The 13539-nt window shown below is 71.5% G+C and carries 9 protein-coding genes; 3 read left to right on the top strand and 6 right to left on the bottom strand.

From position 1 onward, the window contains the following. Positions 1 to 56: 56 nt before the first annotated feature. Positions 57 to 2408 (top strand): heavy metal translocating P-type ATPase, encoded by a 2352-nt coding sequence (locus tag AS594_RS22300; RefSeq protein WP_069935301.1) that lies wholly within the window; start codon positions 57 to 59, stop codon positions 2406 to 2408. Positions 2409 to 2731: 323 nt separating this feature from the next. Here AS594_RS22300 and AS594_RS22295 read toward each other — a convergent pair whose 3' ends face one another. From AS594_RS22295 to AS594_RS22275, 5 genes are all read right to left on the bottom strand, one after another. Next, positions 2732 to 4021 carry a citrate synthase gene (locus AS594_RS22295; protein WP_069928695.1) on the bottom strand — a complete coding sequence of 430 codons (1290 nt, stop codon included), beginning with the start codon at positions 4019 to 4021 and terminating at the stop codon, positions 2732 to 2734. 196 nt (positions 4022 to 4217) lie between these two features. Then, positions 4218 to 6500: an SF1B family DNA helicase RecD2 gene (recD2, locus tag AS594_RS22290; RefSeq protein ID WP_240509074.1), complete on the bottom strand. Its 2283-nt coding sequence runs from the start codon at positions 6498 to 6500 to the stop codon at positions 4218 to 4220. 331 nt (positions 6501 to 6831) lie between these two features. After that, complete coding sequence (locus AS594_RS22285) at positions 6832 to 7692, bottom strand: sugar phosphate isomerase/epimerase family protein (protein ID WP_069928693.1); 861 nt, start codon at positions 7690 to 7692, stop codon at positions 6832 to 6834. Then, positions 7689 to 8834, bottom strand: a complete 1146-nt coding sequence (locus AS594_RS22280; RefSeq protein ID WP_069935300.1) for a dihydrodipicolinate synthase family protein — start codon at positions 8832 to 8834, stop codon at positions 7689 to 7691. The genes AS594_RS22285 and AS594_RS22280 overlap by 4 nt, the downstream gene beginning before the upstream one ends. Then, positions 8831 to 9982, bottom strand: a complete 1152-nt coding sequence (locus tag AS594_RS22275; protein ID WP_069928691.1) for a Gfo/Idh/MocA family protein — start codon at positions 9980 to 9982, stop codon at positions 8831 to 8833. The genes AS594_RS22280 and AS594_RS22275 overlap by 4 nt, the downstream gene beginning before the upstream one ends. 105 nt (positions 9983 to 10087) lie before the next feature. Here AS594_RS22275 and AS594_RS22270 point away from each other — a divergent pair, with 105 nt between their 5' ends. After that, positions 10088 to 11173 carry a LacI family DNA-binding transcriptional regulator gene (locus AS594_RS22270; protein WP_069930698.1) on the top strand — a complete coding sequence of 362 codons (1086 nt, stop codon included), beginning with the start codon at positions 10088 to 10090 and terminating at the stop codon, positions 11171 to 11173. Positions 11174 to 11585: 412 nt separating this feature from the next. On the opposite strand, the gene AS594_RS22265 is transcribed toward AS594_RS22270, so the two are convergent. Then, positions 11586 to 12404, bottom strand: coding sequence for a substrate-binding domain-containing protein (locus AS594_RS22265; protein ID WP_338120176.1), 819 nt, complete (start codon positions 12402 to 12404; stop codon positions 11586 to 11588). 232 nt (positions 12405 to 12636) lie between these two features. Here AS594_RS22265 and AS594_RS22260 point away from each other — a divergent pair, with 232 nt between their 5' ends. Beyond that, entirely contained in the window at positions 12637 to 13419 is a 783-nt protein-coding gene (locus AS594_RS22260; RefSeq protein ID WP_069928689.1) for a sugar phosphate isomerase/epimerase family protein, read from the top strand. Positions 13420 to 13539 lie beyond the last annotated feature (120 nt).

The raw sequence follows: 13539 nt of genomic DNA, 5'->3' as shown, positions 1-13539 counted from the left end.
CGGGACCAGTTCATACTGGCTCCCGTACGGCCCGGCCTGTTTTCCTGGAGCGGCGGATGACCAGCACAGCGCAAGAAGCGTCCACACCGGCGCCGGCCCCGGCGGTCGCGGCGGCGCCGGCCGTGGACACGTCGCAGGTCGAGCTGTCCATCGGCGGCATGACCTGCGCCTCCTGCGCCGCGCGCATCGAGAAGAAGCTCAACCGGATGGAAGGCGTCTACGCCACCGTCAACTACGCGACCGCGAAGGCCCGGGTCAGTCACGTCGACGGGGTGGGCGTCGCGGACCTCGTCGCCACCGTCGAGAAGACGGGTTACACGGCCGAGGTGCCCGCTCCTCCCGCCCCGGCCCGGGAGCAGGACCCGTCGGCCGAACGACGCCGGGACGACGACGCCCGGCTCGCTTCGCTGCGGCAGCGCCTCCTGGTCTCCCTCGTCCTGTCGCTGCCCGTCGTCGCGCTCGCGATGATCCCCTCGCTCCAGTTCGACAACTGGCAGTGGCTCTCGCTGACCCTTGCCGCACCGGTCGTCGTCTGGGGCGGGCTGCCGTTCCACCGGGCCGCCTGGGCCAACGTCCGCCACGGCGCGGCCACCATGGACACCCTCGTCTCCCTCGGCACGCTCGCCGCGTTCGGCTGGTCGCTGTGGGCGCTGTTCTTCGGGCACGCGGGCATGCCGGGCATGCGCCACGGCTTCGAGTTCACCGCGTGGCCGGGCGCGTCCCAGGGCGCCGACGGTTCTTCGGCGATCTACCTGGAGGTCGCCGCCGGGGTCGTCACCTTCATCCTCCTCGGCCGCTACCTGGAGGCGAAGGCCAAGCGGAAGGCCGGTTCCGCGCTGCGCGCGCTGATGGAGCTGGGCTCGAAGGACGTGACGGTGCTCCGGGGCGGTACGGAGGTGCGCATCCCGGTCGACGGCCTCGCGGTCGGCGACCGGTTCGTCGTACGCCCGGGCGAGAAGATCGCCACCGACGGCGTGGTCACCGAAGGCACCTCGGCGGTCGACGCCTCCATGCTGACCGGAGAATCCGTGCCGGTGGACGTGACCGCCGGGGACACCGTCACGGGCGCCACCGTCAACACCTCGGGCCGGATCGTCGTCGAGGCGACCGGCATCGGCTCCGACACCCGGCTCGCCCGGACGGCCCGCCTCGTCGAGGACGCCCAGAACGGCAAGGCGCAGGTGCAGCGCCTCGCCGACCGCGTCTCCGCGGTCTTCGTGCCGGTCGTCCTGCTCATCGCCCTCGGCACGCTCGTCACCTGGCTGCTGGTCACGGACGACGCGACGGCCTCCTTCACGGCCGCCGTGGCGGTGCTGATCATCGCGTGCCCGTGCGCGCTCGGCCTGGCCACGCCCACCGCGCTGATGGTCGGCACGGGGCGCGGAGCCCAGCTCGGCATCCTGATCAAGGGGCCGGAGGTGCTGGAGTCGACCCGGCGCGTGGACACCGTCGTACTCGACAAGACGGGGACAGTGACGACGGGCCGGATGGAGCTCCAGGACGTGGTCGCCGCGCCCGGCACCGACGAGGCGCTGCTGCTGCGCCTGGCCGGCGCGCTGGAGCACGCCTCCGAGCACCCGGTGGCGCGGGCCGTGGCGGCGGGCGCCGTGGCGCGGACCGGCCCGCTGCCCGCCGTGGAGGGGTTCCGGAACGTCGCGGGCCTCGGGGTGTGCGGCGTGGTCGACGGGCACGAGGTGCTCGTCGGGCGTGCGGCACTGCTCGCCGGAGCGGGCGTGGAGCTGCCGCCCGGGCTGGCCGCCGCGCAGGCCGCCGCCGAGGCGGAGGGGCGGACGGCGGTGGCCGTGGCGTGGGACGGCTCGGCACGCGGCGTACTGGCCGTCGCGGACGCGGTCAAGGAGACCAGCGCGGAGGCGGTGGCACTGCTGCGCGAGCTGGGCCTCACCCCGGTCCTGCTGACCGGCGACAACCGGGCGGTCGCCGAGTCGGTGGCGCGTGCGGTCGGGATCGGTCCCGGTGAGGTGTACGCCGAGGTACTGCCGCAGGACAAGGCCGACGTCGTGAAGCGGCTCCAGGCCGAGGGGCGCGGCGTGGCGATGGTCGGCGACGGCGTGAACGACGCGGCGGCGCTGGCCACGGCGGATCTCGGCCTCGCGATGGGGACGGGCACGGACGCCGCCATCGAGGCGGCCGATCTGACGCTCGTTCGTGGAGATCTCAGGGTGGCGGCGGACGCGATCCTGCTGTCGCGCCGGACGCTGGGCACCATCAGGGGCAACCTGCTCTGGGCCTTCGGTTACAACGTCGCAGCCTTGCCGCTGGCGGCCGCCGGGCTGCTCAACCCCATGATCGCCGGATTTACGATGGCGTTTTCCTCGGTGTTCGTAGTGACAAACAGCCTCCGGCTGCGTACCTTCACAGGACGCACACAAAGTGACACACGTCACTGAGATTTGAGGGTAACCATTCGGCTGGCTCGCGAGTCTAAGTGGGCGATGCCAAGAACGTCTTGGGGGACGTTCGCGGACATGTCTTGGGGGACATTCCGGGCAAGCGTTGGCCGGGACACGTGCACCGGGGAGCTATGAGCGGCCCTCCCGTACGTACGCGTCCCGGCAGACCGCGTGTGGAGCTTCTGCGCCCAACAGACGCCCGGCCGGATCCCGTGGGGGGAATCCGATCCGGGAAAAGGGAAGCGCCCCGCATCGTCGACCCGTGGGGGGATCGGCGGCGGGGCGCTTTCTGCACTGCGCCTGTACGAGGGACCGAGCGGTCAGCGACCCTCGACCGGGACGAAGTCGCGCAGGACCTCGCCGGTGTAGATCTGACGCGGGCGGCCGATGCGGGAACCCGGCTCCTTGATCATCTCGTGCCACTGGGCGATCCAGCCCGGCAGACGTCCCAGCGCGAAGAGCACCGTGAACATCTCGGTCGGGAAGCCCATGGCCCGGTAGATCAGACCGGTGTAGAAGTCGACGTTCGGGTACAGCTTGCGCTGCACGAAGTAGTCGTCGGCCAGCGCGTGCTCTTCAAGCTTGAGCGCGATGTCGAGCAGCTCGTCGTCCTTGCCCAGGGCGGAGAGGACGTCGTGCGCCGCAGCCTTGATGATCTTCGCCCGGGGGTCGAAGTTCTTGTAGACGCGGTGCCCGAAGCCCATGAGCTTCACGCCGTCTTCCTTGTTCTTCACCTTGCGGATGAAGTTGTCGACGTCGCCGCCGTCGGCCTGGATGCCTTCCAGCATCTCCAGCACCGACTGGTTGGCGCCACCGTGCAGCGGGCCCCACAGGGCGCTGATGCCGGCGGAGATCGAGGCGAACATGTTCGCCTGCGAGGAGCCGACCAGACGCACGGTGGACGTCGAACAGTTCTGCTCGTGGTCCGCGTGCAGGATCAGGAGCTTCTCCAGCGCCGCGACCACGACCGGGTCCGGCACGTACTCCTGCGCCGGGACCGAGAAGGTCATGCGCAGGAAGTTCTCGACGTACCCGAGGTCGTTGCTCGGGTAGACGAAGGGGTGCCCGATCGACTTCTTGTACGCGTACGCCGCGATGGTCGGAAGCTTGGCGAGGAGGCGGATCGTCGAAAGGTGACGCTGCTTCTCGTCGAACGGGTTGTGGCTGTCCTGGTAGAACGTCGACAGCGCGCTGACCACCGACGACAGCATGGCCATCGGGTGCGCGTCACGCGGGAAGCCGTCGAAGAACCGCTTCACGTCCTCGTGCAGCAGCGTGTGCTGGGTGATCTCGTTCCTGAAGGCGGCGAGCTCGTCGACCTTGGGAAGCTCACCGTTGATCAGCAGGTACGCCACCTCGACGAAAGTGGAGCGCTCGGCCAGCTGCTCGATGGGATATCCGCGGTAGCGCAGAATGCCCTGCTCACCGTCGAGGTAGGTGATCGCGGATTTATAGGCAGCCGTGTTGCCGTATCCGCTGTCGAGAGTCACCAGACCGGTCTGAGCCCGGAGCTTCCCGATGTCGAAGCCCTTGTCGCCGACGGTGCTGTCGATCACCGGGTAGGTGTACTCGCCATCGCCGTACCGCAGTACTACAGAGTTGTCGCTCACGTCATCCCTCACCGACGTAGTGCCTCTTCTTCGAGGTGCCCTGACTGTCTCTACCATCCCCCATTTGGCTCAGCAGAGTGCACTCGGGGTCGGCCATTAGGCCCATTCGCGGCACTCAGTGCCGCCAACCTGCTCATCCTGCCCCCTTACCCCCGGTTCTGGAAGTCGAGCGAGACGTTTGCCAGGAACAGTCCCTCTATGGTGCGGTTTGCTCCGTGGAGTGGCTCCTCACCATCCGCCCCGCGAGCCGGTGATCCAGCGCCGTGCACCGCCTGCCCGCCGAAACCGTGCGGACGGCCTGGCCGATGGCCTTGCGGGAGCCGACCAGCACGACCAGCTTCTTGGCCCGGGTCACCGCCGTGTAGAGCAGGTTCCGCTGGAGCATCATCCAGGCCCCGGTGGTGACCGGGATCACCACGGCCGGATACTCGCTGCCCTGCGAGCGGTGGATCGTCACGGCGTACGCGTGCGCCAGCTCGTCCAGCTCGTCGAAGTCGTACGGAACCTCCTCGTCCTCGTCGGTCAGCACCGTCAGGCGCTGGTCGTCCGGGTCGAGCGAGGTCACCACACCCACGGTGCCGTTGAAGACCCCGTTCTGCCCCTTCTCGTAATTGTTGCGAATCTGGGTCACCTTGTCTCCGACGCGGAACACCCTGCCGCCGAACCTCTTCTCCGGCAGGTCCGGTCTCGCCGGCGTGATCGCCTGCTGGAGCAGCCCGTTGAGCGTCCCGGCGCCGGCCGGCCCCCGGTGCATGGGGGCCAGCACCTGGATGTCCCGCCTCGGGTCGAGGCCGAACTTCGCGGGGATGCGGCGGGCGGCCACGTCGACCGTGACCCGCCCGGCGTCCTCGGTCTCGTCCTCGACGAAAAGGAAGAAGTCCGCGAGGCCCTGAGTGATCGGGTGGACGCCGGAGTTGATGCGGTGCGCGTTCGTGACGACGCCCGACTGCTGGGCCTGGCGGAAGATCCGGGTGAGCCGTACGGAGGGCACCGGTCCGCCGTCGGCGAGCAGGTCACGCAGCACCTCCCCCGCGCCCACCGAGGGAAGCTGGTCGACGTCCCCCACCAGCAGCAGGTGCGCGCCCGGCGCGACCGCCTTCACCAGCTTGTTCGCCAGCAGCAGGTCGAGCATGGACGCCTCGTCGACGACGACGAGGTCGGCATCGAGGGGGCGGTCCCTGTCGTACGCCGCGTCGCCGCCCGGCTTGAGCTCCAGCAGGCGGTGCACGGTGGACGCCTCGGCGCCGGTCAGCTCGGCCAGGCGCTTGGCCGCGCGCCCGGTGGGGGCGGCCAGGACGACCTTGGCCTTCTTGGCGCGGGCCAGCTCCACGATGGAGCGGACGGTGAACGACTTGCCGCAGCCGGGCCCCCCGGTCAGCACGGCGACCTTCTCGGTCAGCGCCAGCCTGACCGCCGCCTGCTGCTCGGGGGCCAGCTCGGCGCCCGTACGGCCCGCGAGCCACGCCAGCGCCTTGTCCCAGGCGACGTCCCGGAACGCCGGCATCCGGTCCTCCGGGGCGCGCAGGAGGCGCTGTGTCTGCGCGGCCAGGGACACCTCGGCCCGGTGGAAGGGAACGAGGTAGACGGCGGTGACCGGATCGCCTTCGCCGCCCTCCGGCGGCGGCACCTTCTCCCGTACGACGCCCTCGTCCGCCGCCAGTTCGGCGAGACAGTCGATCACCAGGCCGGTGTCCACCTGGAGCAGCTTCACGGCGTCGCTGATCAGCTGCTCCTCGGGGAGGTAGCAGTGGCCCTGGTCGGTGGACTGCGACAGCGCGTACTGGAGGCCGGCCTTCACGCGCTCCGGGCTGTCGTGCGGGATGCCGACGGACTGGGCGATCTTGTCGGCGGTCAGGAAGCCGATGCCCCAGACGTCGGCGGCCAGGCGGTACGGCTCGTTCTTCACGACGGAGATGGACGCGTCGGCGTACTTCTTGTAGATGCGCACCGCGATGGAGGTCGAGACCCCCACCCCCTGAAGGAAGATCATGACCTCCTTGATGGCCTTCTGTTCCTCCCAGGCCGCCGCGATCATCTTCGTCCGCTTCGGGCCGAGTCCCGGCACCTCGATCAGCCGCTTCGGCTCGGTCTCGATCACGTCCAGGGTGTCGACGCCGAAGTGCGTGGTGATCCGGTCGGCCATGACCGGCCCGATGCCCTTGATCAGCCCGGAACCGAGGTAACGGCGGATGCCCTGGATCGTGGCGGGCAGCACGGTGGTGTAGTTGTCCACGGTGAACTGCCGGCCGTACTGCGCGTGGGAGCCCCAGCGTCCTTCCATGCGCAGCGACTCGCCGGGCTGCGCGCCGAGCAGCGAGCCCACGACCGTGAGGAGATCGCCGCCGCGGCCGGTGTCGACGCGGGCGACCGTGTAGCCGTTCTCCTCGTTGGCGTAGGTGATCCGCTCCAGGACACCTTCGAGCACCGCCGGGGGCGCCACCGCCTGGGCCGCTGCTGGAACACCTGTGGGACTGGGCATGATCCGACGCTACCGCCAGGGTCCGACAGTGCGGCATGCCTGTGGACAGATCTCCCGCGGGCCGTCTCCCGCGGGCGATGGGCGGGCGGTGGGCGGCGATGGGGGACAAAAACCAAGGAGGCCCGGTCCGTCGACCGGGCCCCTCAGATTCCCCTCCGTACAGGCCTCCCTGAATCCCCCCGGATCCCCTCCCGGAAGCCCTGATGCCAAGTAGGACCCGCGGAGCGACGGAACGGTTGCACGGGGAGGCGGATTTATTTGAGGAGGACACGAGATGCCCGCAGGTGATCAACAAGTGATCAAAGATTGATCACTAGCTACAGCGTTTCGGTCATGTGGAAGGGATGGGAGGGGCGGGCAGGGCGTGCGTGACGTAGCGGTCCGCCACCTCCGCCAGCACTTCCGCGCCGTCCCGGGCCCACAGCCCCTCGTTGAAGATCTCCACCTCGATCGGGCCCGTGTAGCCGGTCGCGTCCACGAGTTCGCGAAAGCGGCGGAAGTCGACCACCCCGTCACCCAGTTGCCCCCGGCCCAGCAGAACGCCCGCGGGCAGTGGAGTGATCCAGTCCGCCAGCTGGAAGGCCGCGATGCGGTTCCCCGCGCGGGCGATGCCGGCCGCGACGCGGTCGTCCCACCACAGGTGGTACGTGTCGACGACCACCCCCACACGCTCCGCCGGGAAGCGTTCGGCGATGTCGAGGGCCTGACCCAGGGTCGACACCACGCAGCGGTCCGAGGCGAACATCGGGTGCAGCGGCTCGACGGCCAGCCGTACGCCCCGTTCGGCGGCGTAGGGCGCCAGCTCGGCCAGCGCGTCCGCGATGCGCTCGCGCGCCGCGTACAGATCGCGGCTGCCGGGCGGAAGCCCGCCCGAGACCAGGACCAGCGTCCCGGTGCCGAGGGTGGCCGCCTCGTCCACGGCCCGCCGGTTGTCGGCCAGCGCGGCGGCGCGCTCGGCGCCGGCGCCCGTGAGGAAGCCGCCCCGGCACAGGCTGGTGACGGCCAGCCCCGCGTCCCGCATCAGCCGGGCGGCGCGCTCGACGCCGTACTCCTGGACCGGGGCGCGCCACAGCCCCACCCCGGTCACGCCCGCCTTCACGCACCCCTCGGCGAGCTCCGGCAGCGACCACTGCCTGATGGTCTCCTGGTTGAGGCTGAGCCGGGAAAGGCCGCTCGGCGGTACGGCGCTCACTGGTCCACTCCGTGCAGTGTGAGGAAGGTCTTCATACGGGCTTCGGCAAGAAGCGGGTCCGGGAAGAGCCCCAGGCCGTCCGCCAGTTCGTACGCCTTCGACAGGTGCGGCAGCGAGCGCGCCGACTGGAGGCCGCCGACCATGGTGAAGTGCGACTGGTGACCCGCCAGCCACGCCAGGAGGACAACGCCCGTCTTGTAGAAGCGGGTGGGGGGCTCGAAGAGGTGCCGGGACAGCTCCACGGTGGGGTCGAGGAGTGCGCGGAAGGTCTTCGCGTCACCCGTGTCGAGGGTACGGACCGCTTCGGCGGCCAGCGGGCCCAGCGGGTCGAAGATGCCGAGGAGGGCGTGGCTGAAGCCGTGGTCGTCGCCCGCGATCAGTTCCGGGTAGTTGAAGTCGTCGCCCGTGTAGCAGCGCACACCCTTCGGCAGGCGGCGGCGCAGCTCGATCTCGCGCCGCGCGTCCAGCAACGAGACCTTGACGCCGTCGACCTTGTCCGGGTGCGCGGCGATGACCTCCAGGAGGGTCTCCGTGGCCGCGTCCAGGTCCGTACTGCCCCAGTAACCGGCGAGCGCCGGGTCGAACATCGGGCCCAGCCAGTGCAGGATCACCGGCTCGGCCGCCTGGCGCAGCAGGTGCCCGTACGCCGCCAGGTAGTCCTCGGGGCCGCGTGCCGCCGCCGCCAGGGCGCGGGACGCCATGAGGACGGCGCGGGCCCCGGTCGACTCGACGAGGGCGAGCTGCTCCTCGTACGCGGCGGTGACCGCCGGGAGGGTGGTCTCGCCGGGGGGCAACTGGTCGGTGCCGACGCCGCACGCGATCGCGCCGCCGGCCGCCTTCGCCTCCGCGGCCGAGCGGCGGATCAGCTCGGACGCCCCGGCCCAGTCGAGGCCCATGCCGCGCTGGGCCGTGTCCATGGCCTCCGCCACGCCCAGACCGTGCGACCACAGGTGGCGGCGGAAGGCGAGCGTGGCGTCCCAGTCGACCGCCGCCGGGGAGTCCGGCGACACATCGGCGTACGGATCGGCCACCACATGGGCCGCCGAGTAGACCCTGCGGGAGGTGAGGGGGGCGCCGTGCGGGGCCGGAGCCAGGGGCTCGGAGCGGGGTTCGTACGTGCCGTACGGGAGCCTGATCGTCACAGCGCCAGCTCCGGGACGTCGTAACGGCGGCCCTCGGCGGACGACTTGAGGCCCAGTTCGGCGAGCTGTACGCCGCGCGCTCCGGCCAGCAGGTCCCAGGTGTACGGCTCGTCGAGCGCGACATGGCGCAGGAACAGCTCCCACTGCGCCTTGAAGCCGTTGTCGTACGGCTCGTTGTCCGGGACCTCCTGCCACTGGTCGCGGAAGGAGTGCGACACCGGGAGGTCCGGGTTCCAGACCGGCTTGGGGGTCGCCGCGCGGTGCTGCATGCGGCAGTTGCGCAGGCCGGCGACGGCCGAGCCGTGCGTTCCGTCCACCTGGAACTCGACCAGTTCGTCGCGGTTGACGCGGACCGCCCAGGAGGAGTTGATCTGGGCCACCACGCCGCCTTCGAGCTGGAAGATCCCGTACGCCGCGTCGTCGGCCGTGGCGGCGTACGGCTTGCCGTGCTCGTCCCAGCGCTGCGGGATGTGCGTCGCGACGTGCGCCTGGACGGTCGTGACGCGGCCGAACAGCTCGTGCAGGACGTACTCCCAGTGCGGGAACATGTCGACGACGATGCCGCCGCCGTCCTCCGCGCGGTAGTTCCAGGAGGGGCGCTGGGCGTCCTGCCAGTCCCCCTCGAAGACCCAGTAGCCGAACTCGCCGCGGACGGAGAGGATCTCGCCGAAGAAGCCGCCGTCGATCAGGCGCTTCAGCTTGAGCAGGCCGGGAAGGAAGACCTTGTCCTGTACGACGCCGTGCTTGACGCCGGCGTCGCGGGCGAGGCGGGCCAGGCCGAGGGCGGCGTCGAGACCGGTGGCCGAGGGCTTCTCCGTGTAGATGTGCTTGCCCGCGGTGATGGCCTTTCTGATGGCGTCCTCGCGGGCGGACGTGACCTGCGCGTCGAAGTAGATGTCGATCGTCCCGTCGGCCAGGACCGCGTCGAGGTCCGTGGACCACTCGGTGAGGCCGTGGTGCCCGGCCATCTCCCTGAGCGCGTGTTCGCGGCGGCCCACCAGGACGGGCTCCGGCCACAGGACCGTGCCGTCGCCCAGCTCGAGACCGCCCTGTTCGCGGAGGGCGAGGACCGAGCGGACGAGGTGCTGGCGGTACCCCATCCGGCCCGTGACGCCGTTCATGGCGATGCGCACTGTCCTGCGTGTCACGAAAGTTCCCTTCGTACGGCCGTAGTACGTCGTAGCAAGCGCTTTCTATCCTTGATGAAGCTAGCCTGCGGGCAGTTGCTCGTACAAGACCCGGAGGTCGACCAGATGACAGTGACCTTGGCGGACGTGGCAGCCCGCGCCCAGGTGTCGCCGGCCACCGTCTCCCGCGTGCTCAACGGCAACTATCCGGTCGCCGCTGCCACCAGGGAACGGGTGCTGCGCGCGGTCGACGACCTCGATTACGTACTGAACGGCCCGGCGAGCGCGCTTGCCGCCGCGACCTCCGATCTGGTCGGGATCCTGGTGAACGACATCGCCGATCCCTTCTTCGGGATCATGGCCGGGGCGGCCCAGTCGCAGATAGGCGGGACGCAGGGGCCGGGTGCGGGGCGGGCGGGCGGCGAGAAGCTCGCGATCGTCTGCAATACGGGGGGCTCGCCGGAGCGGGAACTGACGTACCTGACGCTGTTGCAGCGCCAGCGCGCCGCCGCGGTGATCCTCACCGGGGGCGCGCTCGAGGACCCCGGGCACTCGGCGGCGGTCGCGGCGAAGCTCGGGAAGCTGGCGGACGGGGGCACGCGGGTGGTGCTGTGCGGGCGGCCGCCGCTGGCGCTGCCGGAGGGCGGGGACGGGGGGCCGGTGGCTGCCGCGCTCACCTTCGACAACCGGGGCGGGGCGCGGCGGCTCACCGAGCACCTGCTGGCGCTCGGGCACCGGACGATCGGGTACGTCGCCGGGCCGGTGGAGCGTACGACCACCCGCCACCGGCTGGAGGGGCACCGGGAGGCGATGGCGGCGGCCGGGCTGGGCGGCACGGTGGACGCCCTGACGGTGCACGGGCCGTACGACCGGCGGTCGGGGTACGACGCGACGCTGGAGCTGCTGCGGCGGGAGCCGGGACTGACGGCGGTGGTCGCCGCGAACGACACGGTGGCGCTTGGGGCGTGCGCGGCGCTGCGGGAGCGGGGGCGGAGCATTCCGGACGACGTGTCCGTGGCGGGCTTCGACGACCTGCCGTTCTCGGCGGACGCGATGCCGGCGCTGACGACCGTACGGCTGCCGCTGTACGAGGCGGGGGCGCGGGCGGGGCGGCTCGCGATGGGGCGGGAGGCGGTGCCGGGGGGTGTCGTGCCGGTGCCGGCGGAGCTGGTGGTGCGGGGGTCCACGGGGGTGGCCGCGGTTCGCGGGTGAGGCGGGGGTGCGGTTTCGCTGCGCGGAGCGGCGTGTGGTGCGGCTGTTGGTGCGAGCGGGGCAGGCTGGCGGTGGTGGTCGGTGCGGGCGGGCTCGCTCGCGGTGGTGGGCGCGGGCGGGGCTCGCTCGCGGTGGTGGGTGCGGGCGGGGCGGGCCGCTCCGGGGCGGCGTTCGGGACTGCATGATTTAGGCGCGCCGCCACCGCTCCTGGAACGAGTGGCCCGCGTCCTGCCCACAAATCACGCTTTACGTCCCGAACACCACCCCCTGCGCGTCCCGCCCCCTCGCGCCGGTGGGTGGGCGTCCCGGCCGCTCGCGCCGCCCCGCGCGTCGGTGGGTGGCTGTCCCGGCCGCTTGTGTTGTTGGGTGGCCTGGCGGCCTTGTGTCGGTGGGGGCCGGTCGGCCTTCGGGGTCAATGGGGCTTCAGGGCCTGGGCCGTTCGGGTGAAGAAGCGGGCGTGGGCCGCGCTGCTGGCGGGGAGTTCCGGGTTCCAGGGGATCACGCGGGCGCTGCCCAGGCGCGCGGCCTCCAGCGGGGCGGCGTTGGCGCGGGTGTCCGCCAGGACCACCTCGGGGGCGAGCGACCGCGCCTCGGTCCAGGTGACGGTGGACCAGTTGGCGCCGGCGCCGGTGGGCGGCTCCACCAGGCGTACGCCCAGTTCCGCCAGGGCGCGCAGGTCGGGCCAGGAGTGCGGGCGGGCCAGGTGGACCTGGTCGCCGCCCGCCGCGGAGAGGGCCAGGACGCGCGGCGCGTCGTCCGTGGCGGCCGTCCGCAGGCGCTCGCGCGCCGCGTCCAGGGAGACCGGGGGCTCCGCGCCGCCCAGGGAGGCCGCCAGGGCGGCGAAGCGCCCGCGGATCGCGTCGAGCGAACGGTCCTGCCCGACGTCCAGGACGACGACCGGCACCTGTTCCTCCAGACGCTTGGCGGCGTCGGGATCGATTCCGTACACCTGGCCGTTCTTGTAGCTGACAGCCACGACGAGATCGGCTCCGGAGGAGAGCAGACGACCGGGGTCGAAGGAGGCGCCGGCGCCGAAGTAGGTGACTTCGCCGAAGGGAAGGTGACCGGACTTGGCACGGTCGGGTGCGTCACCGTCGTGGTACGAGCCGAAGACACCCAGCGGGAGTAAGCCGTGGTCCCAGAGGGTGGCGCCGGCCTGGATGTAGGCGACGATCCGGGTGGCCAGCGCGAGGCGGACAGCACCTGTCCGCGGTCGTCGCTGAACTGCCATATCGCTTCTGCTGCTGTCATGGGCGAGTACTGCCCCGCCGCGAGCTCCCGTACGCCGCCGGGGGCACGGGGGCGGCTCCGGTGCCGGACGGGCCGGTGGTCCGTACGGTGATCGATTCGCTTACGCGGCGGGCTACAGGGAAGTCGTGCTGGGGACGAAGCATTGACCGGCGCGCCGGTTCACGCTCGTCGCCGCCGGCACCGGCGGCCTCGCTTCAGGAAGGAGCATCACAGTGAAGTACGCCTTCTCCACCCTCGGGGTGCCGGGCATGCCGATGAGCGATGTCGCACGGCTGGCCGACGCGACGGGTTACGACGGGGTGGAGCTGCGCGCGCACCCCGAGGAGCCCGTACATCCGTCCATCGGCGTGGAGGAACGGGCGGACGTCGTCGAGCAGTTCGACGCGGCGGGCGTAAGGATCCTGGCGGTGGCGGGGTACGCGCGAGTGGCGGCCCCGGGCGACGACGAGCCCGTGTACGAGGAGCTGCGCGGCCTGCTGGCGCTCGCGCGCGACCTCGGGGCGCCGTACGTCCGGGTCTTCCCCGGCGGCGGCGACGGACAGAGCCAGGAGGAGGCGGACGCGACGGCGGCCCGGCGCCTGGGGCTGGCGGCGGAGACCGCGGCCGACATGGGCGTACGGATCCTGCTGGAGACGCACGACTCGCACCGCACGGGCGCGGCGGCCGCGCGCGTCCTGGGGCCCGTGGGGCACAAGAACGTGGGCGCGCTGTGGGACGTGATGCACACCTGGCTGGGCGGTGAGACCCCGGTGGCGGCGCACGCCGTATTGGCCCCGCACCTGGGATACACCCAGGTCAAGGACATCGCGTCGGCCGACGACACGACCCCGCTGGCGCTGGGCGCGGGCGTCCTGCCGCTGGGCGAGTGCCTGGGGCTGCTGGACGACGACGCGTGGGTGTGCTGGGAGTACGAGAAGCGCTGGTACCCGCGGGCGGCGGACCTGCCGGACCTGCTTACGGTCGGCCGCGAGTACCTGGAGCAGGTGGGACGCTAGCGGGGGACCGGGCGCGTCCCGCCCCGGTGGTGGTGCCCCTCGCGCCTCGTCCGTACCCGTTCGGCGGAGGGCGCGCATTCGGCGGAACCCGCCGCCACCGGCCTTCGTCCAACCCGCGTA

This window comes from Streptomyces agglomeratus (assembly GCF_001746415.1).
GTDB lineage: Bacteria > Actinomycetota > Actinomycetes > Streptomycetales > Streptomycetaceae > Streptomyces > Streptomyces agglomeratus.
This window is presented reverse-complemented; position numbering and strand designations above follow the sequence as displayed.

Bases quoted from the DNA above. Each gene is read 5' to 3' on its own strand.
- AS594_RS22300 (WP_069935301.1), top strand. From the start codon at position 57: ATGACCAGCACAGCGCAAGAAGCGTCCACACCGGCGCCGGCCCCGGCG.
- recD2 (WP_240509074.1), bottom strand. From the start codon at position 6,500: ATGCCCAGTCCCACAGGTGTTCCAGCAGCGGCCCAGGCGGTGGCGCCC.
- AS594_RS22270 (WP_069930698.1), top strand. From the start codon at position 10,088: ATGACAGTGACCTTGGCGGACGTGGCAGCCCGCGCCCAGGTGTCGCCG.
- AS594_RS22265 (WP_338120176.1), bottom strand. From the start codon at position 12,404: ATGGCAGTTCAGCGACGACCGCGGACAGGTGCTGTCCGCCTCGCGCTG.